The organism is Streptomyces sp. R35 (assembly GCF_041053035.1).
In the GTDB taxonomy this organism is placed as follows: domain Bacteria; phylum Actinomycetota; class Actinomycetes; order Streptomycetales; family Streptomycetaceae; genus Streptomyces; species Streptomyces lutosisoli.
The window spans coordinates 5,065,360-5,084,658 of sequence record NZ_CP163440.1; the positions used below are offsets into that span (position 1 = coordinate 5,065,360).

A 19,299-nucleotide genomic window follows, 5' to 3' on the forward strand; every position below is an offset into this window, starting at 1 on the left:
CTTCGGCCATGACCTCCCTGCCCCGCGGCAGAGCCGCTAATGCACGCAGCGTTGCGCGCCGCCGTCGCGCCGTCGCCGCTGTCGGCGCCGTTTCCGCCGGACTTCTCACCCTGTCCGCCTGTGACAAGCCGACGCCGCTGGCCACGATCACGGTCGGCAAGAACTCGGTGAGCTCCGAGACCGACTGCTACAACGACGGCAAGGAGGTGTCGACCGCGGACCTGGCGAAGTGCCTGAAGTCCAAGGACATCAAGTCCATCAAGGTCGACCCCGACGAGACCGTCCGGTTCGGTGTGGACCCGAAGATCGCGGACAAGGGCTGGACGATCCTGATGAACGGTCAGCCGCTGACCGACTCCAGCACGAAGACGTACCGCACGATCCCGGGCAGCGTGTTCTTCAACGCCCAGTACGGCGCCAGCGGCAACTCGACGCTCGTCTCCATCAAGGAGGGCGAGAAGACGGTCACCGGCCTGTGGTCCTTCAAGCTCAAGAAGGACTCCTGACCACGTCTTCCGTCGTACGCGTCCTGGTAGCCACCGCGGTCCCCGCCGAGCGGGACGCGGTGGCCGGGGCGTTCCCGGCTCCACCCCGTGAGGTCCGGCTCCCCGGGGTGAGTCTCCACCGCTCGGGCGGTTACGACCTGCTCGCCGCCGGTGTGGGCCCCGCCCTCGCCGCCGCCTCCACCGCCACCGCGCTCACCGCGGCGGCGCTCGAAGGCACCCCCTACGCCCTGGTCGTCTCCGCCGGGATCGCGGGCGGTTTCCAGCCGGACGCCCCCGTCGGGTCACTCGTCGTCGCCGACGACATCACCGTGGCGGATCTGGGCGCGGACACCGTGGACGGCTTCGTCCCGGTCACCGCGCTCGGCTTCGGGACCGTCAGCCACCGTCCACCGGAATCACTCGTACGAGACGTCGTGGCGGCCACGGGCGGACGCGCCGGGACGGTGCTCACCGTCTCCACCGTGACCGGCACCGCCGCCCGCGCCGCCGAGCTGCGCGCACGTCACCCCCGCGCCCTCGCCGAGGCGATGGAGGGGTTCGGGGTCGCCGAGGCGGCCGCCGCGCACGGTGTGCCCGTACTGGAGCTCCGCGCGGTCTCCAACCCGGTCGGCCCGCGCGACCGCGCCGCCTGGCGCATCGGCGACGCGCTCGCCGCACTCACCGAGGCTTTCGGGAAGCTTGCGCCCGTACTGGAGGGTTGGAACCGGCATGACCGCACTCACTGAGCCTGTGCAGATCGCGTACTCGCCCTGCCCGAACGACACGTTCGTCTTCGACGCCTGGGCCCACGGCCGGGTGCCGGGCGCGCCCGCGCTCGACGTCACGTTCGCGGACATCGACATCACCAACGGCATGGCCGAGCGCGGTGAGTTCGATGTGCTGAAGGTGTCGTACGCCGTGCTGCCGTACGTCCTCGACGAGTACGCGCTGCTGCCGTGCGGGGGCGCGCTGGGGCGGGGCTGCGGCCCGCTGGTGCTCACGCGCGAGGCGCACGCGGACCTGACCGGCCGTACCGTCGCCGTGCCGAGCGAGAGGTCGACGGCGTACCTGCTCTTCCGCCTCTGGGCCGCGGACACGATTCCCGACGGCGTCGGCCAGATCGTCGTCATGCCGTTCCACGAGATCATGCCGGCCGTACGGGACGGGAAGGTCGACGCGGGACTGGTCATCCACGAGGCGCGTTTCACGTACCAGAACTACGGGCTGCACAAGCTCGCCGACATGGGCGAGCACTGGGAGCGGACGACCGGGCTGCCCATCCCGCTGGGCGCGATCATCGCCAAGCGCTCGCTGGGCGACGACACGCTGAAGCTGCTCGCCGAGTCGGCCCGCGCCTCGGTCCGCGCCGCGTGGGACGACCCGGAGGCCTCCCGCCCGTACGTCCTGGAACACGCCCAGGAGATGGACCCGAAGGTCGCGGACCAGCACATCGGCCTGTACGTCAACGAGTTCACGGCGGACCTCGGCGACGACGGCTACGCCGCGATCCGGGGACTGCTCACCCGCGCGGCGGCCGAGGGGCTGGTGCCGCCCCTCGGCCCGGATGCGCTGAACTTCCCGTAAGTGCCCTGGACTGTCTGCCGGATGCCTACACGTCGAGCTGGTCGGCGACCGCTCGCAGCAGGCCCGCGATCTTCTTGCCGGAGGCCTTCTCGGGGTAACGGCCCTTCTCCAGCATCGGCGTGATGTTTTCGAGGAGGGTCGTCAAGTCCTGGACGATGGAAGCCAGTTCGTCCGGCTTGCGGCGCTGCGCGGCCGCCACGGAGGGGGTCGGGTCCAGGATGGTCACCGAAAGCGCCTGGTCGCCGCGCTGACCGGCGACAACGCCGAACTCCACGCGCTGGCCGGGCTTGAGAGCTTCGACTCCGGCGGGCAGGACCGAGGAATGAACGAAGACGTCGCCGCCGTCGTCGCGGGAGAGAAAGCCGAAGCCCTTCTCACTGTTGAACCACTTGACCTTGCCGGTAGGCACGTCTGTCCTCGTCCTCGTACTCGTCGGAAACTGCTCTGAAAACTGCTCGGGCGGTTGCATGGGCAACTGCCCTTAAACGGCTCTGGATAGCACTACAGCGGGTCGTCGGACCCGCCGGTACCAAGGCTAATGGTCCGGCGGCTGGTGACAAGACGTCGCTGGATTGTTCCTTCGCGCTGGGAACTACCCTGGTCCGGTGCGTGACAAAACCCAAGCGAATTCCCCCGAAGCCGGTGACCGGCTGATCCGTGCCGGTGCCATCGTCTTCTTCATCGGAGCCGTGGCCACACTGGTCACCGTGGCACCGCTGCTGCTCGGTACGACTCCTTTTCCGACATACATGTTCGGCTTGAGCATGTTCATGGGCGTCGGATTCCTGTTGGCCGCAGCCGGAGTGCTCCAGTCCATCGCGGAGGGCCGCCGCCGGGCACGCGCCGCGCGGAGCTAGGGGGCTTCTGATGGATCTCCGTGGGAGAAGGAGCGGCGAGAGGGCGTGCCGGGCGTCGCGACGCCGCGGAGATCCATCAGAAGCCCCCTAGGCCGGCAGGACCTGGCGGGAGCCGGTCAGCTGTAGCTCTCCAGCCACGCCGGGAACTCCGTGAGATCGGCGAGGACGACATCCGCGCCCGCCGCGCGCAGTTCCCCGGCGTCGCACGGGCCGGTGGTCACGGCGACGGCGTACGCGCCCGCCGTGTGCGCGCCGCGTACGTCTCCGGTGTGATCGCCGACGTACACGCTCGCGCCGTGCTCGCGCAGCGCCTCCGCCTTCTGCTCGGCCCACAGGTTGCCGACGACCTCGTCCGCGTCGATACGCAGATGCTCCAGGTGCAGTTTGGCGTTGGGCTCCCACTTCGCGGTGACGACGACGGCCCGCCCGCCCGTCGCGTGCACGGCCGCGACGGCCTCCCGGGCGCCGGGCATCGCGAGTGTGCCGGTGATGGCGTGTGTGGGGTACATCTCACGGTAGAGGTCCGCGACCGCCGGGACCTCGTCCGCCGGGAACCAGTTGACGAGCTCGTCCGCCAGCGGCGGCCCGAGCCGCGTGACCGCCAGATCGCAGTCGATGTACGTGCCCGTCCGCGCGGAAAGTGCCTGATAGCAGGCGCGGATACCGGGGCGGGAGTCGATCAGGGTCATGTCGAGGTCGAAGCCGACGGTCAGCGCGCGGAAAGTCATACGGGCCATTGTCCCAAGTGAGCCAAGGGAGCCCAGGGAGCCATCGGTCCAAGGGGTCAGCGTCGGCGCTGTGACCGCCACACCAGGTACAGGGCGGAGGCCACGGCCGCGCCGCGGACGACCCAGGGCCAGGTCTCGGTGACCGCGTCGTTCATGTGTCCCTCGGCGATGGGGGCGCCCCAGCGGCCGTTCGTACGGCCCCACAGCCAGACGATGCCGGCCGTGGCGGCCAGGCCGGGCAGCACGAGGACCGCCCACTTCGACTCGGCGGGGGTCAGCCGGCGCGAGGCGTAGGCGATGAGCCAGCCGAGGCCCAGGGCGAACCAGTTGCCGAGGGCGGCGCCCGCGACGAGGAGGGCGGCGGCGAGCAGGAGGAGGGGGTTGCTCCAGCCGCTGAGGCCCGGGAGGAGGCGGCGACGCGCCGGCTTCTCCTCCACAGCATCCAGCTCGTCGTCCGGAACCGCTTCCGCCTGCTTGGCCGGCTGCTTGGCCGACTGCCTGGCCCCCGGCTTCGGTTCCTCGGCGGGCTTCTCCTCGGGCGGCGGCTTGAGCAGTTCGGGGATCTCCACGCCTCCGACGAACCCCGGCACGCTGTCCCCGAGCCCGAACGGGCTGCTGTCCACGCGCCACCAGTCGGGCTGGGTGGCGCTGTCGCCCAGTTCCTGCGCGCTCGCGAGGTGTGGCGGGGAGGGGGCGTCGGCGTTCTCGGTGGGTTCCGGTTCCGCGGGGCGCGGCCTCGGGACGACGCGGCGCAGGCCCTTGGGACGGGTTTCCGGTTCGGCGGCGCGCTGGGTGGGGACGGCGGCCCACGGCTCCGTCCCGGGCGCGGCGTCGTCGCTGCGGCCGGCTGCCGTGACGATCTCGTCGGGGGTGCCGAGGCGGGCGAGGATGCGGCGGACGGCGGCGGGGCTGTCGACGGGTGACTTCGCCCTGCGGCGGTCGATCTCGTTCCGCAGCTCCGACACCAGCCGCATCCGCGTCGCCGACGGCAGCTGCCGCTGCTGGGCCAGGTCTCCGACCCGGCTCAGGTAGTCGAAGACAAGCTGGTCACTCTCAATCCCCACGAAGTCCCCTCCGGGGCGGGCACGTTGATTACCCCGTGCCGACGAAGGTACCGGGTTTTCCCTCGCCCCCGCCGCCCCATCCCTGGGGGCTGCGCCCCCAGACCCCCGCTAAAAGATTGCGCAGTTCCCCGCGCCCGTTTTAGGGGCGCGGGGAACTGCGCAATCTTTTGGACCAGCCCCCACCCACCCGCACCCGGCACACAACCGAACGGGGTCGAAGGGGCAGAGCCCCTGGGGATGGGACGGGTAGGGGCGGCGGGGGCGAAGGACTCCCCTTGCGCAACCCACCCGCTACCGTTGACAGGATGAGCACCGAGACCGCTCCGCGTTCCCTGGCGGAAGCCCTCCGCACGCGGGACGACACCTCACTGTCCACGCTCCTCAGGTCCCGCCCGGACCTGATCACCCCCGTCCCCACGGACCTCACCCAGCTCGCCACCCGCGCCGGCACCCGCGCCTCGGTCGTCCGCGCCCTGGAACGCCTGGACCGCTTCGCCCTGCAGACCGCGGAAGCCCTGGCCGTGGCGGCGGACCCGGCGACGTACGACGAGCTCATGAGCCTGATGGCCGGCGACGACCGCGACCCGGCGGTCACGGCGGCGTTCCCGCGCGCCCTCGGGACGCTCCGCGAGCAGGCCCTGGCCTGGGGCCCCGACGACCGCCTCCGCCTCGTACGGACGGCACGGGAGCTGCTCGCGCCGTCCCCGCAGCACCCGTCCCCGACGGGTCTGGGCCCGACGGTCGCCGAAGCCACGGCGGGGATGTCTCCGGGCCGTATCCAGGAGATCGTGGCGGCGGCCGGGCTGCCCACCACCCACGACTCCGTGTCCGCCGTCGCGTCGCTCACCGGCCTGTTCACGGACCGGGCGCGGATGTCGGCGCTGCTCGACGACGCGCCCGCCGAGTCGGTGGACGTGCTGTCGCGGCTGGTGTGGGGGCCGCCGTACGGCCAGGTGACGGCCGACCCGGCACGGCATCTGCGCTGGCTGATCGACCGCGGGCTGCTGCTGCCGACGGCGCCCGGCACGGTCGTACTGCCCCGGGAGGTCGCCCTGCATCTGCGGGCGGGCCGCGCGCACCGGGCGGCGGAGCCGGTGGCGCCGGCTGTCGAGGCGGCGCGGACCCACCGTCCACAGGTTGTGGACGCCGCGGCGGCCGGCCAGGCGTACACGGCGCTGGCGACCGTCGAGGAACTGCTCAAGGACTGGCACGAGGGCGGTCCGGCGGTGCTGCGCGCGGGCGGGCTGAGCGTGCGGGACCTGAAGCGGACGGCGGTGGCACTGGACCTGTCGGAGCCGATCGCCGCGTTCTGGGTCGAGCTCGCCTACGCGGCGGGGCTGTTGGCCTCGGACGGCGAGGCCGACGAGCGGTACGCGGCGACGCCCGGGTACGACGAGTGGCTGGAGCTGCCCGCCGCCGAGCGCTGGGCGCGGCTCGCCTCGGCGTGGCTGGTGGCGACGCGGACGGCGGGGCTGGTCGGCGCGCGGGACGCGAAGGAGCGTACGCTCTCGGCGCTCGGGCCCGGCCTGGACCGCTCCGCCGCCCCCGAGGTCCGCCACCGCGTGCTGACCCTCCTCGCCGCGCTCCCCGAGGGCGCCTCCCCCACCGCGGACTCCGTCCTCGCCCGTCTGCACTGGGAGCGCCCCCTGCGGGGCGACCGGTCCGCCACGGACGACCTGCGCACCCGGCTGGCCCGCTGGACCCTGTCCGAGGCGGAGCTGCTGGGAATCACGGGCCGGGGGGCGCTGTCGGCGCAGGGACGGGCCCTGCTGGGATTCCCGTCACCGTCCGCCCTGGAGGGCGAGCCCACCACCCCCACCGGCCCGGGCGACAAGCTGCCCGCCCACAAGCGGCACCACGCCCTCCCCGAGGCCGGTCACTCCCCCGCCGAACAGGCCGCGGCCGCCACCCGGGCCGCCCGGCTGCTCGCCCCCCTCCTCCCGGAGCCGCTGGACCACGTCCTCCTCCAGGCGGACCTGACCGCGGTCGCCCCGGGCCCCCTGGAGCGCCCCCTGGCGGACACGCTGGGCGTCCTCGCGGACGTGGAGTCGAAGGGCGGCGCGACGGTCTACCGCTTCACTCCCGCCTCGGTGCGCCGCGCGCTGGACGCGGGCCGCTCGGCGTCGGACCTGCACGCGTTCCTGGCCGCCCACTCCCGTACACCGGTCCCGCAGCCGCTCGCGTATCTCATCGACGACGTGGCGCGCAGACACGGCCATCTGCGGATCGGCGCGGCGTCGGCGTACGTCCGCTGCGACGACGACGCGCTGCTGAACGAGATCCTCGCCGACAAGCGCTCGCAGGGTCTGCGGCTGCGCCGCCTGGCGCCCACCGTCCTGGCCGCCCAGGCCGACCCGGCGGCCCTCCTCGAAGGCCTCCGCGCGATGGGCTTCGCGCCCGCCGCCGAGTCCGCCGAGGGCGATGTCCTGATCACCCGCGCGCACGCCCACCGCACCCCGCCGCGCACCGCACCCGAGCCCGTCCCGGACGGCCCCCCGGTTCCCGACGCCACGCTCCTCGGCGCCGCGATCCGCGCCATCCGCGCCGGCGACCTGGCCTCCACGACCCCCCGCAAGCAGGACGCGGCCACCGACCACCCCGGCAACGGCGAGCTCCCCCGCACCAGCTCCGCCGAGACCCTCGCCACCATGCAGGCCGCCGTCCTCACCGGCGAATCCCTCTGGATCGGCTACGTCAACGCCGAGGGCGCCGCCACCCAGCGCGTCATCGCCCCGATCCGCGTCGAGGGCGGCTTCGTCACGGCGTACGACCACACGGCGGACGAAGTCCGCACGTATCCGCTGCACCGGGTGACGGGGGTCGCGGAGCTGGCGGACGACCAGGCCTGACCCCGGACCGTCGACGCCGACGCGGACCCCGACACCGACGCTGACGCCGACGTCCTCTGCGCGTGGTGGAAGACACAGCCCCTGGGGTTCTGAGCCGGATGGGGCACACTGGACGTTTGGCCGGGCATCCGCGCTGGGATGCCGGCACGCAGAAAGGGACGGGTGTGAACGGACCCCTCATCGTCCAGAGCGACAAGACACTCCTGCTGGAAGTCGATCACGAGCTGGCGGACGCGTGCCGGCGGGCCATCGCGCCGTTCGCGGAGCTGGAGCGGGCGCCCGAGCACATTCACACGTACCGGGTGACGCCGCTCGGGCTGTGGAACGCGCGGGCCGCGGGGCACGACGCCGAGCAGGTCGTCGACGCACTCGTGGAGTTCAGCCGCTATCCCGTGCCGCACGCGCTGCTCGTCGACATCGCCGAGACGATGGACCGTTACGGGCGGCTCACGCTGAGCAAGGACCCGGCGCACGGGCTCGTCCTCACCAGCACCGACCGGCCCGTGCTCGAAGAGGTGCTGCGCTCCAAGCGGATCGCGCCGCTGGTGGGCGCCCGGATCGACCCGGACACCGTCGCCGTACACCCTTCCGAGCGCGGGCAGATCAAGCAGACGCTGCTCAAGCTGGGCTGGCCGGCCGAGGACCTCGCCGGATACGTCGACGGGGAGGCACACCCCATCGAGCTGGCCGAGGACGGCTGGGCGCTGCGCCCGTACCAGCGGCAGGCCGTGGAGAACTTCTGGCACGGCGGCAGCGGGGTCGTCGTGCTGCCCTGCGGTGCCGGGAAGACGCTCGTGGGGGCCGGGTCCATGGCGCAGGCCAAGGCCACCACCCTCATCCTCGTCACCAACACCGTCTCGGCCCGGCAGTGGAAGCACGAGCTGGTGAAGCGCACGAGTCTCACCGAGGACGAGATCGGCGAGTACAGCGGTACGCGCAAGGAGATCCGGCCGGTCACCATCGCGACGTACCAGGTGCTGACGACCAAGCGGAAGGGGATCTATCCCCACCTGGAGCTCTTCGACTCCCGTGACTGGGGGCTCATCGTCTACGACGAGGTGCATCTGCTGCCCGCGCCCGTCTTCAAGTTCACCGCCGATCTCCAGGCGCGCAGGCGGCTGGGCCTGACCGCCACCCTGGTCCGTGAGGACGGGCGCGAGTCGGACGTCTTCTCCCTCATCGGGCCCAAGCGGTTCGACGCGCCCTGGAAGGAGATCGAGGCACAGGGGTACATCGCGCCCGCCGACTGTGTCGAGGTCCGCGTCAATCTCACCGACTCCGAGCGGCTCGCCTACGCCACCGCCGAGACCGAGGAGAAGTACCGCTTCTGCGCCACGACCGCCACCAAGCGGAAGGTGACCGAGGCGCTGGTGCGGCGGTTCGCGGGGCAGCAGATCCTCGTGATCGGCCAGTACATCGACCAACTCGACGAGCTGGGCGAGCACTTGAACGCGCCCGTCATCAAGGGCGAGACCAGCAACGCGCAGCGCGAGAAGCTCTTCGACGCCTTCCGGGAGGGCGAGATCAGCGTCCTCGTCGTGTCGAAGGTCGCCAACTTCTCCATCGACCTGCCCGAGGCGACCGTCGCCATCCAGGTGTCCGGCACCTTCGGGTCACGGCAGGAGGAAGCCCAGCGGCTCGGGCGGGTGCTGCGCCCCAAGGCCGACGGCCACCAGGCGCACTTCTACTCCGTCGTCGCCCGCGACACCATCGACCAGGACTTCGCCGCCCACCGCCAGCGCTTCCTGGCGGAACAGGGGTACGCCTACCGGATCATGGACGCGGACGAGTTGCTCACCGACACCGGGACAGAGACCGGGACCGGGACCGACAGCTGAGCGAGCAGCAGCAACCCCAGTAGGGGGTACGGCGCCGCCAACGGCTGCTGCCACCAGGGGAGTCGGAGGTCCAGGTCGCCCTGGTGCGGGATCAGCCAGAGGGTGCGGGCCGCGAAGACCGCGGTGACGGTCGCTGCCTGGCGGAGGCGGCCGTCCGCGTACAGCACGGCGATCAGCGGGACGCACCACACCCAGTGGTGCGACCAGCTGATCGGGGAGACCAGGAGGGCCGTGAACGCGGTCCCGAGGATGCCCCAGCGCTCGTCCCCGGCCCTGCGGGCCGCCAGCCACAGGCCCGCGCACCCGACCGCCGCCGCGGGCAGCGCCCAGGCGAGGCCCGGTGCCGGCTCCCCCAGGGCGCGGGCGATCAGCCCCTGAAGCGACTGGTTGTCGACGATCCATGCCTTGCCGACGCGGCCGGTCTCGTACAGCCGCCGGGTCCAGAATTCGACGCTCGCGGCGGGCAGCGCGAGCGCGCCCAGCAGGACGGTCGCGGCGAAGGCCGACACGGCGCCTGCCGCCTCCCGACGGCGGCGCCTGAGCAGCAGGTACGCGATGAAGACGGCGGGCGTGAGTTTCACCCCGGCGGCGATGCCCAGCGCGATGCCCTTGCCGGGGGCGCCGGGCGGCCGGGTCAGGTCCCAGAGGATCAGGCAGACGACGGCCAGGTTGATCTGACCGAAGAGGACGGTCTGGAAGACGGGTTCGAGCCACAGGGCGAAGGCGGTGGCGGCGCAGAGCGCCGGGAGTCGCACCGGAAGTCCCGCGAAACGGCAGGAGAGCCGGACCAGCACCGCCAGCAGGCCCACGTTTCCGGCGACGAAGGCCACCTTGAGGGCGCCGGGCGCGAGCCAGGCCGTCGGCACGAAGAGAAGCGCGGCGAAGGGCGGGTACGTGGCGGGCAGCTGCCACTCGGTGACGGCGAACCCGTAGAGATCCGTGCCGTTCAGTACGGCCGCGCCCTCGGCCCGGTAGACCAGCGCGTCGGCCATGGGGGCGCGTGTGATGACGCACAGCGCGGAGAAGGCGGCGAAAGAGAGGGCGAGCAGGGTGACTTCTGTGCGTGACGACGTGGTCACTTTCCGCTGAAGCACGGAGTGACCCTAGTGCCGGGGGACTTCACCCCGGCGGACGGCTCACCGGCGTCGTACGCCCGCTTCCTCTTCGTATTCGCCGAGGAGGACGACCCGCAGCGCCGCGCCTGCGAACACCTTGACGGCGCGCAGGGCGTCGCCGAGACGGTGGCGGTGGTGGGTGGAGGTCGCGGCGGTCGCGCCGCTGGGGAGACCGGGGTGGACAGGGCCTGGGGTGAAGGTTGCTGCGCTCATGTATCCATGGTGGAACTCCGAGCCCCCGATGGCGTCGGCCTTCCGACCGAACCTCGCTGGCCCCCTCGTACGCCTGCCGACCGCCCGCCGTACACCTCACGACGGACCCCGCCCCCTAGGGTCCCCGGGGGCGCACCCCTGAGACCGTTCCCGGGCCGTGGAAAACCATTGGCCTCCGCATCCTCCGGTCACCTAGAATCTCCGCTCTTGCCCGCCTCCTGTCACGGAGTGCCGCTGTCCGGCCGGAAACCGGACGGCATCCAGGAATCACCCACGCAGCAGGTCCCCGGAGGCAACCCCCGTGTCCACCCCGTCCGACGATCCCCTCTCCCGCGAGCAGACCCACCTCGGCCAGTCCCGCGCCGCCCTGCGCGCCATGCGCGAGGACGTCGAGAGCCTCGACATCCGTGACGTCACCGCGAACTGGGTGAACGCCGCGGTGCTCCAGCGCCAGATGGACGAGCGCATCAAGGCCCTCGCCGACCTCAGTCACACCCCGCTGTTCTTCGGGCGGCTCGACTACCTGCACCCGCCGGGCGCCGACAAGGCGGAGGGCGCCGAGGGCGAGCGCTTCTACATCGGGCGGCGGCATGTGCACGACGCCGAGGGCGACCCGATGGTCATCGACTGGCGCGCGCCGGTGTCGCAGCCGTTCTACCGGGCCTCGAAGAAGAACCCCATGGACGTCGGGCTGCGCCGCCGCTTCGGATACACGGGCGGCGACCTCACGGCGTACGAGGACGAGCACCTCTCCGACCCCGCCGAGGCCGCGGCCACCAGCAAGCTGCTCCAGCAGGAGATCGAGCGGCCGCGCGTAGGCCCGATGCGCGACATCGTGGCGACCATCCAGCCCGAGCAGGACGAGATCGTACGGTCCGGGCTGTCCGGCTCGGTCTGTGTGCAGGGAGGCCCCGGCACCGGAAAGACCGCCGTCGGCCTGCACCGCGTCGCGTATCTGCTGTACGCCCACCGGGAGCGGCTCGCCCGCACCGGCACCCTGGTCATCGGGCCGAACAAGTCCTTCCTGCACTACATCGAGCAAGTCCTCCCTGCTCTCGGCGAGTTGGAGGTCAAGCAGGCGACCGTCGACGACCTCGTCGCCCATGTCGAGGTACGCGGAGGCGACGACGCGACCGCCGCCGTCATCAAGGGCGACGCCCGGATGGCGGAAGTGCTGCGGCGGGCCGTGCGCTCGCATGTGACCCTGCCGTCCGAGCCGGTCGTCGTCGTGCGCGGTTCGCGGCGCTGGCGGGTGGCGGCGTACGAACTGGAGGAGATCGTCCGGGAGTTGCTCGACCGCGACATCCGGTACGGCGCCGCCCGCGAGGCCCTTCCGCAGCGGATCGCACACGCCGTGCTGGTGCAGATGGAGCGGTCGGGCGAGGCGCCGGACGACCGGGTGCAGGACGCCGTCGCCCGCAACACCGCCGTGAAGGCCGCGGTCAAGGCGATCTGGCCGCCCGTCGACCCCGCCAAACTCGTCCTGCGGCTGCTCTCCGACGCCGACTTCCTCGCCGTACACGCGGAGGGGATTCTCGACGAGGACGAGCAGAAGGAAATCCTCTGGCTCAAGCCCGTGCGGAGCGTCAAGTCCGCCAAGTGGTCTGCCGCGGATGCCGTGTTGATCGACGAGGCCACCGACCTCGTGCAGCGCACGCACTCACTCGGGCATGTGGTGCTCGACGAGGCGCAGGACCTCTCCCCGATGCAGTACCGGGCCGTGGGCCGGCGCTGCACGACCGGTTCGGCGACCGTGCTGGGGGATCTGGCGCAGGGGACGACCCCGTGGGCAACGCGGAGCTGGGACGAGGCGCTGCGCCATCTCGGCAAGGACGAGGCCGTGATCGAGGAGCTGACGGCGGGCTTCCGCGTGCCCACCGATGTCATCACGTACGCGTCCCGGCTGCTGCCGCACATCGCGCCCGGACTGACCCCGGTGGCGTCGGTCCGGGAGAACCCGGGCTTCTTCGAGGTGCGGGCGCATACCGGCGCGGCCGACACGGGCGAGACCGACACCGGCGCGACCGACACCGAAGTCGTCGAGGCCGAAGTCATCGAAGCCGAAGTCGTCGAAGCGGTACGGGAGTTGCTGAGCAACGAGGGTTCCACCGGTCTGATCGCCGCCGACGCCCGCATCCCCGTCCTCGCCGAAGCGCTGGCGGCGGCCGGGCTGACGTATCTCGGCCCGGGCGAGGAGACGACGGCCGAGACCCGGCTCACCCTCGTACCGGCCTCGCTCGCCAAGGGCCTGGAGTACGACTACGTGGTCCTGGACGAGCCACAGGCCGTGGTCGACGGCGAACCGGACGAGCGGACCGGGCTGCGCCGCCTGTACGTGGCCCTGACCCGAGCGGTCTCGGGCCTGATCGTCACGCACGCGGCACCGCTGCCGCCCCAGCTCGCCTGATCAGGGACAGGGATCAGGAAGGGAAGTCGGGCAGGGAATCGGGAAGCGCCTTCAGCAGCGCGTCCAGGAGGCCGGGGAACCGGGCGTCGAGGTCGTCACGGCGCAGCCGCACGAAGCGGTTGCGGCCGACGACCTGCGTCGAGGTGAGCCCGGCCTCACGCATGATCCGCATGTGGTGCGAGACGGTCGACTTGTGCAGATGGCCGACGCCGAGCACGTCCGGGGCGCAGCTGAACTGCTCGCCGGTCGCGTACTTCTTCAGCAGCCACAGCCGCACCGGGTCACCAAGCGCGTGCAGCACCTTGACCAGCTCGATGTCGTCCGCGTCGGGCTGCGGCAGCCACTCGCCTTCCTCGTCCGTCACGGACTTCACGGACTTCACGGAGCTCACGGATTTCACGGACTTCACGGGCGCACCTCTCTCCTTACCGTTTGACAATCATCCAACAGTCTTTATTGTTTGACCAACGTCAAACCGTTCAGGACTCTTGGGGGACCCCCGTGCGCCTACGACTGCTCCTGCTCGCCCTCGGCACCTTCGCCGTGGGCACGGATGGCATGGTCATGGCCGGCATCCTGCCGCTCATCGCCCGCGATCTGAACGTCTCCATCACGGTCGCCGGACAACTGGTGACCGTCTTCGCCCTCTCGTACGCGGTGCTCGCGCCCGTGCTCGCCACGGCAACCGCCCGCTGGCCCCGCCACCGCGCCCTGCTCACCGCACTCGCCGTCTTCAGCATCGCCAACGCCCTTACGGCACTGGCTCCCTCGTACGGCGTCCTGCTCGCCACCCGGGTACTGGCCGCCGTCGGCGCCGCGCTCTACACGCCGACGGCCAACGCCGTCGCCACCTCGCTCGTACCGCCCGAGCGGCGCGGGCGGGCCATCGCCGTGGTGATGGGCGGGCTGACCGCCGCCACCGCTCTCGGGGTTCCGCTGGGCACCTGGATCGGCCGCACCGACTGGCGGCTGACGATGTGGCTGGTGACGGCGCTCGGGCTGGCCGCATTCGCCGGGCTCGCACTGCTGCTGCGCGAACTGCCGCAACCCGTAGGCGGGTTGACCCTGCGCGAGCGGCTGACGCCGCTCGCCAACCCCCGCGTCCTGGGTGCGGCCCTCACGACGTTCCTGGTCTTCCTGGCCTTCCAGACGACCTACATCTACTACACGGTGGCCACCTACCCCGCGACCGGCGGCGATCAGGACCGGCTGACGTTGCTGCTCCTGGTCTCCGGATTCGCGTCCGTGGGGGGCGGCCAGCTCGGAGGGCGGCTGGTCGACCGGTGGGGGTCGCGACCGGTGATCCTCGCCTCGGGCACGGCGTACCTGGCGCTCGCCACCGCCTTCCCCTGGACGCTCCAGTCCCTGCCGACCGCGCTGGCGTCCTCCGCGCTCACCCCACTCGTCGGCTGGTCCATCGCGGTCGCCCTCACCGCCCGCCTCGCCTCCCTCGACCCGGCGAACGCCCCCCTGCTCATCTCCCTCAACAGCAGCGCGCTGTACCTGGGCATCGCGGCGGCCGGCGGCACCGGAAGCCTCGCGATCTCACTGTTCGGAGACCGCTGGTTCCTGCTGGCGGGGGCGGGGCTGGCGGCACTGGCGGTGACCGTGGCGGCGTTCACGACACGGGAAGCGCACCCGGCGCGGACCGCGGCGAAACCCGCCCCGGTCCGGGCCTGATACAGGGGTGGCCGCGGCACTCATGAGCACCGCGGCCACCTCAACTCCCCAGTCGTTCGGGGTTTGTTACTTGAACTTCTTCCACATGGCCTGGTAGACCGCCTTGGCGTCCGTGCCGAGGCGCGGCCCGGTCAGCGCACCGTTGCCGCCCAACGAGGTGTTGGACACGAGGTAGTTGCGGCCCTTGTGCGACATGTACCAGGGACCGCCCGAGGCGCCGCCGGTCATGGTGCAGCCGACCTGGTACTCGGCCGGGTACTTGCTCGGGTAGCTGGTGCCGAGCACGTAGCGCTTGGTGGCACCACGGCAGTCGTACATCTTCGAGCCCTCGTAGGGCGAAGCGGCGGGGTAGCCGCGGACCTTCATGTTCTTGACCTTGTTCGCCGCCGGGGCGTTGAACCACACCGGCAGGGCCGCACCGACCTGCTGCTGAAGCGACTTGTGACCCTTGGGCTGCTTGACGTGCAGCACGGCGTAGTCGTACGTGGAGGCCCAGGTGCCGCTGTGGCCCGAGCCGCCCTTGATCCAGTTGTTGGACGTGATGGCCCAGTCGGCCCAGTAGCTGCCGTACGGCGAGACGCTGCGGGAGTTGGCGTTCTGGACCGCCTGCTGGATGTTCAGGTTGGCCTTGTTGTTGAAGGACGGGTAGAAGGCGATGTTGCGGTACCAGCCCGCGCCCTTGCCGCCGTGCACACAGTGGCCCGCGGTCCACACCATGTTGGACTTGCCCGGGTGCGCGGGGTCGGAGACCACCGCGGCGGAGCACACGTACTCGCCCTCGGGGGTACTGAAGAACAGCTTGCCCACAGCCGCCGCGTAGTGGTGGTACGTGGACTTCACCCGCGTGGCCTTGTACTTCTTGACCGGGCCGTCGGGCTCGTAGGCGTAGACGGCGCCGCCCGAACCGGAGCTCATGTTGGTCGACTTGGCGACGGTCGGCATGTCACCGGCGATCTCCTTGGCCGAGGCGATGCGCTCCGGCGTCCAGAAGTCCTCGATGTACGGGTTGGCGAAGTCCTCAGCCTTGGATGCCCAGTTGCTGTAGTCCTTCCACCCCCCGTTCTTCCACTTGTCCAGGTCGGCGCCGCTGAGGTCGGTCGGGATACCGGCGGGCAGCTTGTAGCCCCCGATGGAGACACCGCCGTCGTCACCGCCGGTGTCCACGTTCTTGTCCGCCTGCGCGGACGACGAGGGCGCCGCGTCGGCCGCGTCGTCCTTCTTGCTGTCACAGGCCGTGGTGGTGACCATGATGGCCGCGATCACGGCTGCGGCGGCCGCGAGCGAGCGGCTGCGTATGGATGGCATGGAGCGTTGTCCCCCTGTTGCTGTGCACGTGCGCTTTGTCATGCCCCGGCTCACCGGGGCTTCCCTAATATGCACGCACGGGGGCGGCCCGTGATCGCCACGAGACCCTCAACACACAACAACTACCGGGCAGATACGGATCTGTGACCTCGGTGGTGGGGTGCGTGGGGGTTGTTCTTTGGCTGCGGGTGGGTGGGGGCTTGTCGCGCAGTTCCCCGCGCCCCTTAAGGGGCGCGGGAACTGCGCAATCTTTTAGGGGGGTCTGGGGGCGCAGCCCCCAGGAACGGGATGGGACGGGTAGGGGCGGCGGGGGCGAAGAACACCCCACGTGCCCCCTACGCGTCCAGCGCCACCCGCCACTCCCGCACCGCATCCACCGAGACCGGGCCGGCCCAGCCGCCAGGGCGGGCGGCGCCGCCGATGTGGAAGGCGTCGACCCCCGCGGCACGCAGCGGCGGCACATGGTCGAGGCGGAGGCCGCCGCCGACCATGATCCGCGGCTCGTAGCCGGGCTCACCGCTGCGTGCGGCCTCGGCGACGAGCGTGGGGAGGCCGTCGTCCACGCCCTCGGGGGAGCCGGCCGTGAGGTACGCATCGAGGCCCGGCAGGTCCGCGAGCTGCTTGCGCAGGGCATCACGGTCGGCGGCACGGTCGATCGCACGGTGAAAGGTCCAGCGGCAGCCGTCCAGCTCGGCGACGATCCGCTCCACGGCGGCGAGGTCGGGGCCGCCGTGCTCGTCGAGGAACCCGAGCACGAACTCATCCGCCCCGGCGGCACGCATCTGCCTGGCGACGCGCACCAACTCGTCGACGTCCCCCGCGGCGAAGCCGTCCGCCAGGCGGAGCATCACGCGCAGTGAGATGTCGACGGCGGCGCGGATCCCGACGAAGTTCTCGACCGGCGGAGTGAGTCCGTCGGCAGCCATGTCGGTGACCAGCTCCAGCCGGTCCGCACCTCCGGCCTGGGCGGCGACCGCGTCCTCCACACCGAGGGCGATCACCTCCAGGACTGCGCGCTTGCTCATAGGACCTCTTCCCCTTGGGCGACTACAGGTCTAGTCCAATCCAAGAGTACGCCGAGATGCCGCTCCCCCGCGAGAAGATCGCCGCGAGGCGTCCGGGCCGGCGGGGAATCCTGGTCCGCGGGGAATCCGGTCACTCTCCGAAGATGTTGAGCTCCCCCTCCTCCGCTCCGGCCAGCTCGTACCGTGCCCCCTCCAGCGGACGCCCCGAATACAGCCGTACGAGGGTGGCGGCGTCGCCGATGTAGCGCGCGGGCGTCCGCGCCCCCGACACCTCGCCCAGCCGCAGCGGCTCGTCCGCATCGTCCAGGTCGGCGTGGAGCGGCAGGTGCCCCTTCTCCCGGGTGATCCGCGCGAGAAGGGTGAGCGCGTGGGGCAGCCCGTCGCCCGCGTACGCCCCCGGCTCCCCGAAGACCTCGCGCACGTCACCGGCGTGCACCCTCCCCCACTGCCTTAAGGGCGTGGGGGGACCCCCACGCCCAGCGCGACCGGATCGAGCACACCGCCCGCCTTGGCGATCACCGGCCCGGCCTCGGTCATCCCGCGCTCCAGCTCGTCGATGACCTCACCCATCGACCAGTCGCCGCGCTCGGCGATGTCCCGGTCGTTGCACTCCGGGCTGAACACGCCCTTCTCGAACCGGCGGTCCACCACCCGGATCAGCGCGGACGAACAGTGCGCGAGCACGTCCCGCACGGTCCACCCCGGACACGCGGTGGTGGCCAGCGCGAAGTCCTCGTCCGGCCTGGACCGCAGCAGCGGTATCAGCGCGTCACGCTCGATGGCGAGAAGCCGTCCGGGCAGCTCGGGGTCGCGTACGTCGTGAACGTCAGCAGGAGTCATGGTCTTCACGCTAGGGGCTCCGGGGCAGCGCGCGGGAGAATAGACGCATGGTCGATCTCGATGCCCTGCGCACCCGCTGGACCCGTGCCCTGGAAGAAGCCCGGGCGCCCGGCGGCGGCCCGGACCCGGTCCCGTACGCCGACAACCTCCTCACCCGCTGGCAGGAGGCGCAGCGCCACTACCACACCGTCACGCACCTCAAGGCGGTCCTCGACCACATCGACGTACTGGAGAAGCACGCGGACGACCCGGACCTGGTGCGGCTGGCCGCCTGGTTCCACGACGCCGTGTACTTCCCCGACCGCTCCGAGAACGAGGAGCGGTCCGCCCGCCTCGCCGAGCGCGCGCTCCCCGAGGCCGGGGTGTCCGAGGAGTGGACCGAGGAAGTCGCCCGTCTGGTCCGCCTCACCGTCACCCACGACCCGGCCGACGACGACCGCAACGGCCAGGTCCTGTGCGATGCCGACCTGGCGATCCTGGCCTCGTCCCCGAACGCGTACGCCGCCTACACCGCCGCCGTCCGCCAGGAGTACGCCTTCGTCCCGAACGACGCCTTCCGCGAGGGCCGCGCCGCGATCCTGCGCCAACTCCTCGACCTGCCCCGCCTGTTCCACACGCCGTACGGGGCGGCGGAGTGGGAGGCGACCGCGCGGTACAACATCGGCGCCGAGCTGGAGCTGCTCACAGGGTGACGGATCATCGGTCCCCCGCCCACCCGAGTGACCGTTTGCCTGCTCAACTGCCCTTCCGAGCCCTAAGGTTGGTCCAGCCACCATGCGGGGGAAGGACCGGGGATGGACCAGGGAACGGACCAGCCGAACGAACTCTCGGAGCAGACCCTGCCGTTCTGGGTCAGCGTCACGGAGGACGGTGACGAAGGGACGGACGGGACGGACTCGATGGGGCTGTTCGGCCGCGACAGCGAAGCCGTCCTGCGCTCGGTTCCGCTGGGCCCCCTGCGCAAGAACCTCGCGACGACCGTCGACGCCCTCCAGCAGCTCTTCGCCGACGCCTCGGCCCGCGGCGGCACCCTCCCGCTCGCCGAGGCCCAGCTCTCCTTCCAGGTCACCGCGAGCGGCGGCATCCAGCTCATCGGGACCGGCCAGGTACAGGGCACTCGCGGGCTGACGCTCGTCTTCAAGCGGCCGTCCTGAGAGCGGTGCCGGATCGGTGCGCTACAAGGCCCTGCTGATCGGGCTCGCCCAGTACGAGGCACCCGGGACGCCCTCCTGCTCCAACGCCCCTTCCGCGAAGTAGCCGCCGAAGCCACCCGCCTAGGCTTCCACCACGAAGCCGAAAACTGGTTCGA

Annotated in this window: 18 protein-coding genes and 1 pseudogene; 10 read left to right on the forward strand and 9 right to left on the reverse strand. The window is 71.5% G+C overall.

Annotated elements, in window-relative coordinates:
• Positions 1 to 8 precede the first annotated feature (8 nt).
• From AB5J50_RS23095 to AB5J50_RS23105, 3 genes are read left to right on the forward strand one after another with little or no spacing between them, the layout of a single operon-like run.
• Entirely contained in the window at positions 9 to 506 is a 498-nt protein-coding gene (locus AB5J50_RS23095; RefSeq protein ID WP_327429676.1) for a DUF2771 domain-containing protein, read from the forward strand.
• On the forward strand, positions 476 to 1,231 hold the full coding sequence (locus tag AB5J50_RS23100) for a futalosine hydrolase (protein ID WP_369260299.1): 756 nt from the start codon (positions 476 to 478) through the stop codon (positions 1,229 to 1,231). Before AB5J50_RS23095 ends, AB5J50_RS23100 begins: the two co-directional genes overlap by 31 nt.
• Positions 1,215 to 2,069 (forward strand): 1,4-dihydroxy-6-naphthoate synthase, encoded by an 855-nt coding sequence (locus tag AB5J50_RS23105; RefSeq protein WP_369260300.1) that lies wholly within the window; start codon positions 1,215 to 1,217, stop codon positions 2,067 to 2,069. The genes AB5J50_RS23100 and AB5J50_RS23105 overlap by 17 nt, the downstream gene beginning before the upstream one ends.
• 25 nt (positions 2,070 to 2,094) lie before the next feature.
• On the opposite strand, the gene AB5J50_RS23110 is transcribed toward AB5J50_RS23105, so the two are convergent.
• Positions 2,095 to 2,478: a cold-shock protein gene (locus tag AB5J50_RS23110; protein ID WP_327429679.1), complete on the reverse strand. Its 384-nt coding sequence runs from the start codon at positions 2,476 to 2,478 to the stop codon at positions 2,095 to 2,097.
• 196 nt (positions 2,479 to 2,674) lie between these two features.
• On the opposite strand from AB5J50_RS23110, the gene AB5J50_RS23115 reads away from it, so the two are divergent.
• Positions 2,675 to 2,926 (forward strand): hypothetical protein, encoded by a 252-nt coding sequence (locus tag AB5J50_RS23115; protein ID WP_369260301.1) that lies wholly within the window; start codon positions 2,675 to 2,677, stop codon positions 2,924 to 2,926.
• Between the two features lie 116 nt (positions 2,927 to 3,042).
• Here AB5J50_RS23115 and AB5J50_RS23120 read toward each other — a convergent pair whose 3' ends face one another.
• Both AB5J50_RS23120 and AB5J50_RS23125 read right to left on the reverse strand, forming a co-directional pair.
• Positions 3,043 to 3,663 (reverse strand): HAD family hydrolase, encoded by a 621-nt coding sequence (locus tag AB5J50_RS23120; protein ID WP_369260302.1) that lies wholly within the window; start codon positions 3,661 to 3,663, stop codon positions 3,043 to 3,045.
• Positions 3,664 to 3,710: 47 nt separating this feature from the next.
• On the reverse strand, positions 3,711 to 4,718 hold the full coding sequence (locus AB5J50_RS23125) for a hypothetical protein (protein ID WP_369260303.1): 1,008 nt from the start codon (positions 4,716 to 4,718) through the stop codon (positions 3,711 to 3,713).
• 305 nt (positions 4,719 to 5,023) lie between these two features.
• Between AB5J50_RS23125 and AB5J50_RS23130 the strand changes: the two genes are divergently transcribed.
• Entirely contained in the window at positions 5,024 to 7,567 is a 2,544-nt protein-coding gene (locus AB5J50_RS23130) for a helicase-associated domain-containing protein (RefSeq protein WP_369260304.1), read from the forward strand.
• 164 nt (positions 7,568 to 7,731) lie between these two features.
• On the forward strand, positions 7,732 to 9,405 hold the full coding sequence (locus tag AB5J50_RS23135; protein WP_369260305.1) for a DNA repair helicase XPB: 1,674 nt from the start codon (positions 7,732 to 7,734) through the stop codon (positions 9,403 to 9,405).
• Here the strand turns inward: AB5J50_RS23135 and AB5J50_RS23140 are convergent.
• Both AB5J50_RS23140 and AB5J50_RS23145 read right to left on the reverse strand, forming a co-directional pair.
• Positions 9,333 to 10,454 carry a glycosyltransferase 87 family protein gene (locus tag AB5J50_RS23140; protein ID WP_369265486.1) on the reverse strand — a complete coding sequence of 374 codons (1,122 nt, stop codon included), beginning with the start codon at positions 10,452 to 10,454 and terminating at the stop codon, positions 9,333 to 9,335. The two genes, AB5J50_RS23135 and AB5J50_RS23140, sit on opposite strands and share 73 nt — an antisense overlap.
• Before the next feature lie 87 nt (positions 10,455 to 10,541).
• Positions 10,542 to 10,733 (reverse strand): hypothetical protein, encoded by a 192-nt coding sequence (locus tag AB5J50_RS23145; protein WP_327429684.1) that lies wholly within the window; start codon positions 10,731 to 10,733, stop codon positions 10,542 to 10,544.
• Between the two features lie 376 nt (positions 10,734 to 11,109).
• Here AB5J50_RS23145 and AB5J50_RS23150 point away from each other — a divergent pair, with 376 nt between their 5' ends.
• Positions 11,110 to 13,140 carry an ATP-binding domain-containing protein gene (locus tag AB5J50_RS23150; RefSeq protein WP_369265487.1) on the forward strand — a complete coding sequence of 677 codons (2,031 nt, stop codon included), beginning with the start codon at positions 11,110 to 11,112 and terminating at the stop codon, positions 13,138 to 13,140.
• Positions 13,141 to 13,153: 13 nt separating this feature from the next.
• Here the strand turns inward: AB5J50_RS23150 and AB5J50_RS23155 are convergent, their stop codons facing one another.
• A complete protein-coding gene (locus AB5J50_RS23155) occupies positions 13,154 to 13,549 on the reverse strand; it encodes an ArsR/SmtB family transcription factor (protein ID WP_369260306.1) in 396 nt (131 codons plus the stop codon).
• Between the two features lie 92 nt (positions 13,550 to 13,641).
• On the opposite strand from AB5J50_RS23155, the gene AB5J50_RS23160 reads away from it, so the two are divergent.
• Positions 13,642 to 14,820, forward strand: coding sequence for an MFS transporter (locus tag AB5J50_RS23160; RefSeq protein ID WP_369260307.1), 1,179 nt, complete (start codon positions 13,642 to 13,644; stop codon positions 14,818 to 14,820).
• Positions 14,821 to 14,886: 66 nt separating this feature from the next.
• On the opposite strand, the gene AB5J50_RS23165 is transcribed toward AB5J50_RS23160, so the two are convergent.
• The 3 genes and pseudogenes from AB5J50_RS23165 to AB5J50_RS23175 form a co-directional block, all read right to left on the reverse strand.
• Positions 14,887 to 16,125 carry a serine protease gene (locus AB5J50_RS23165; protein WP_369260308.1) on the reverse strand — a complete coding sequence of 413 codons (1,239 nt, stop codon included), beginning with the start codon at positions 16,123 to 16,125 and terminating at the stop codon, positions 14,887 to 14,889.
• Positions 16,126 to 16,460: 335 nt separating this feature from the next.
• The gene (locus tag AB5J50_RS23170; protein WP_369260309.1) at positions 16,461 to 17,150 is read right to left on the reverse strand and encodes a copper homeostasis protein CutC; all 690 of its coding nucleotides are present in this window, start codon (positions 17,148 to 17,150) and stop codon (positions 16,461 to 16,463) included.
• 130 nt (positions 17,151 to 17,280) lie between these two features.
• Positions 17,281 to 17,990, reverse strand: a pseudogene (locus AB5J50_RS23175) (maleylpyruvate isomerase family mycothiol-dependent enzyme).
• 47 nt (positions 17,991 to 18,037) lie between these two features.
• Between AB5J50_RS23175 and AB5J50_RS23180 the strand changes: the two are divergent.
• Positions 18,038 to 18,682, forward strand: a complete 645-nt coding sequence (locus AB5J50_RS23180) for a hypothetical protein (protein WP_369260310.1) — start codon at positions 18,038 to 18,040, stop codon at positions 18,680 to 18,682.
• A 102-nt stretch (positions 18,683 to 18,784) separates the two neighbouring features.
• Complete coding sequence (locus AB5J50_RS23185; protein WP_369260311.1) at positions 18,785 to 19,144, forward strand: hypothetical protein; 360 nt, start codon at positions 18,785 to 18,787, stop codon at positions 19,142 to 19,144.
• Positions 19,145 to 19,299 lie beyond the last annotated feature (155 nt).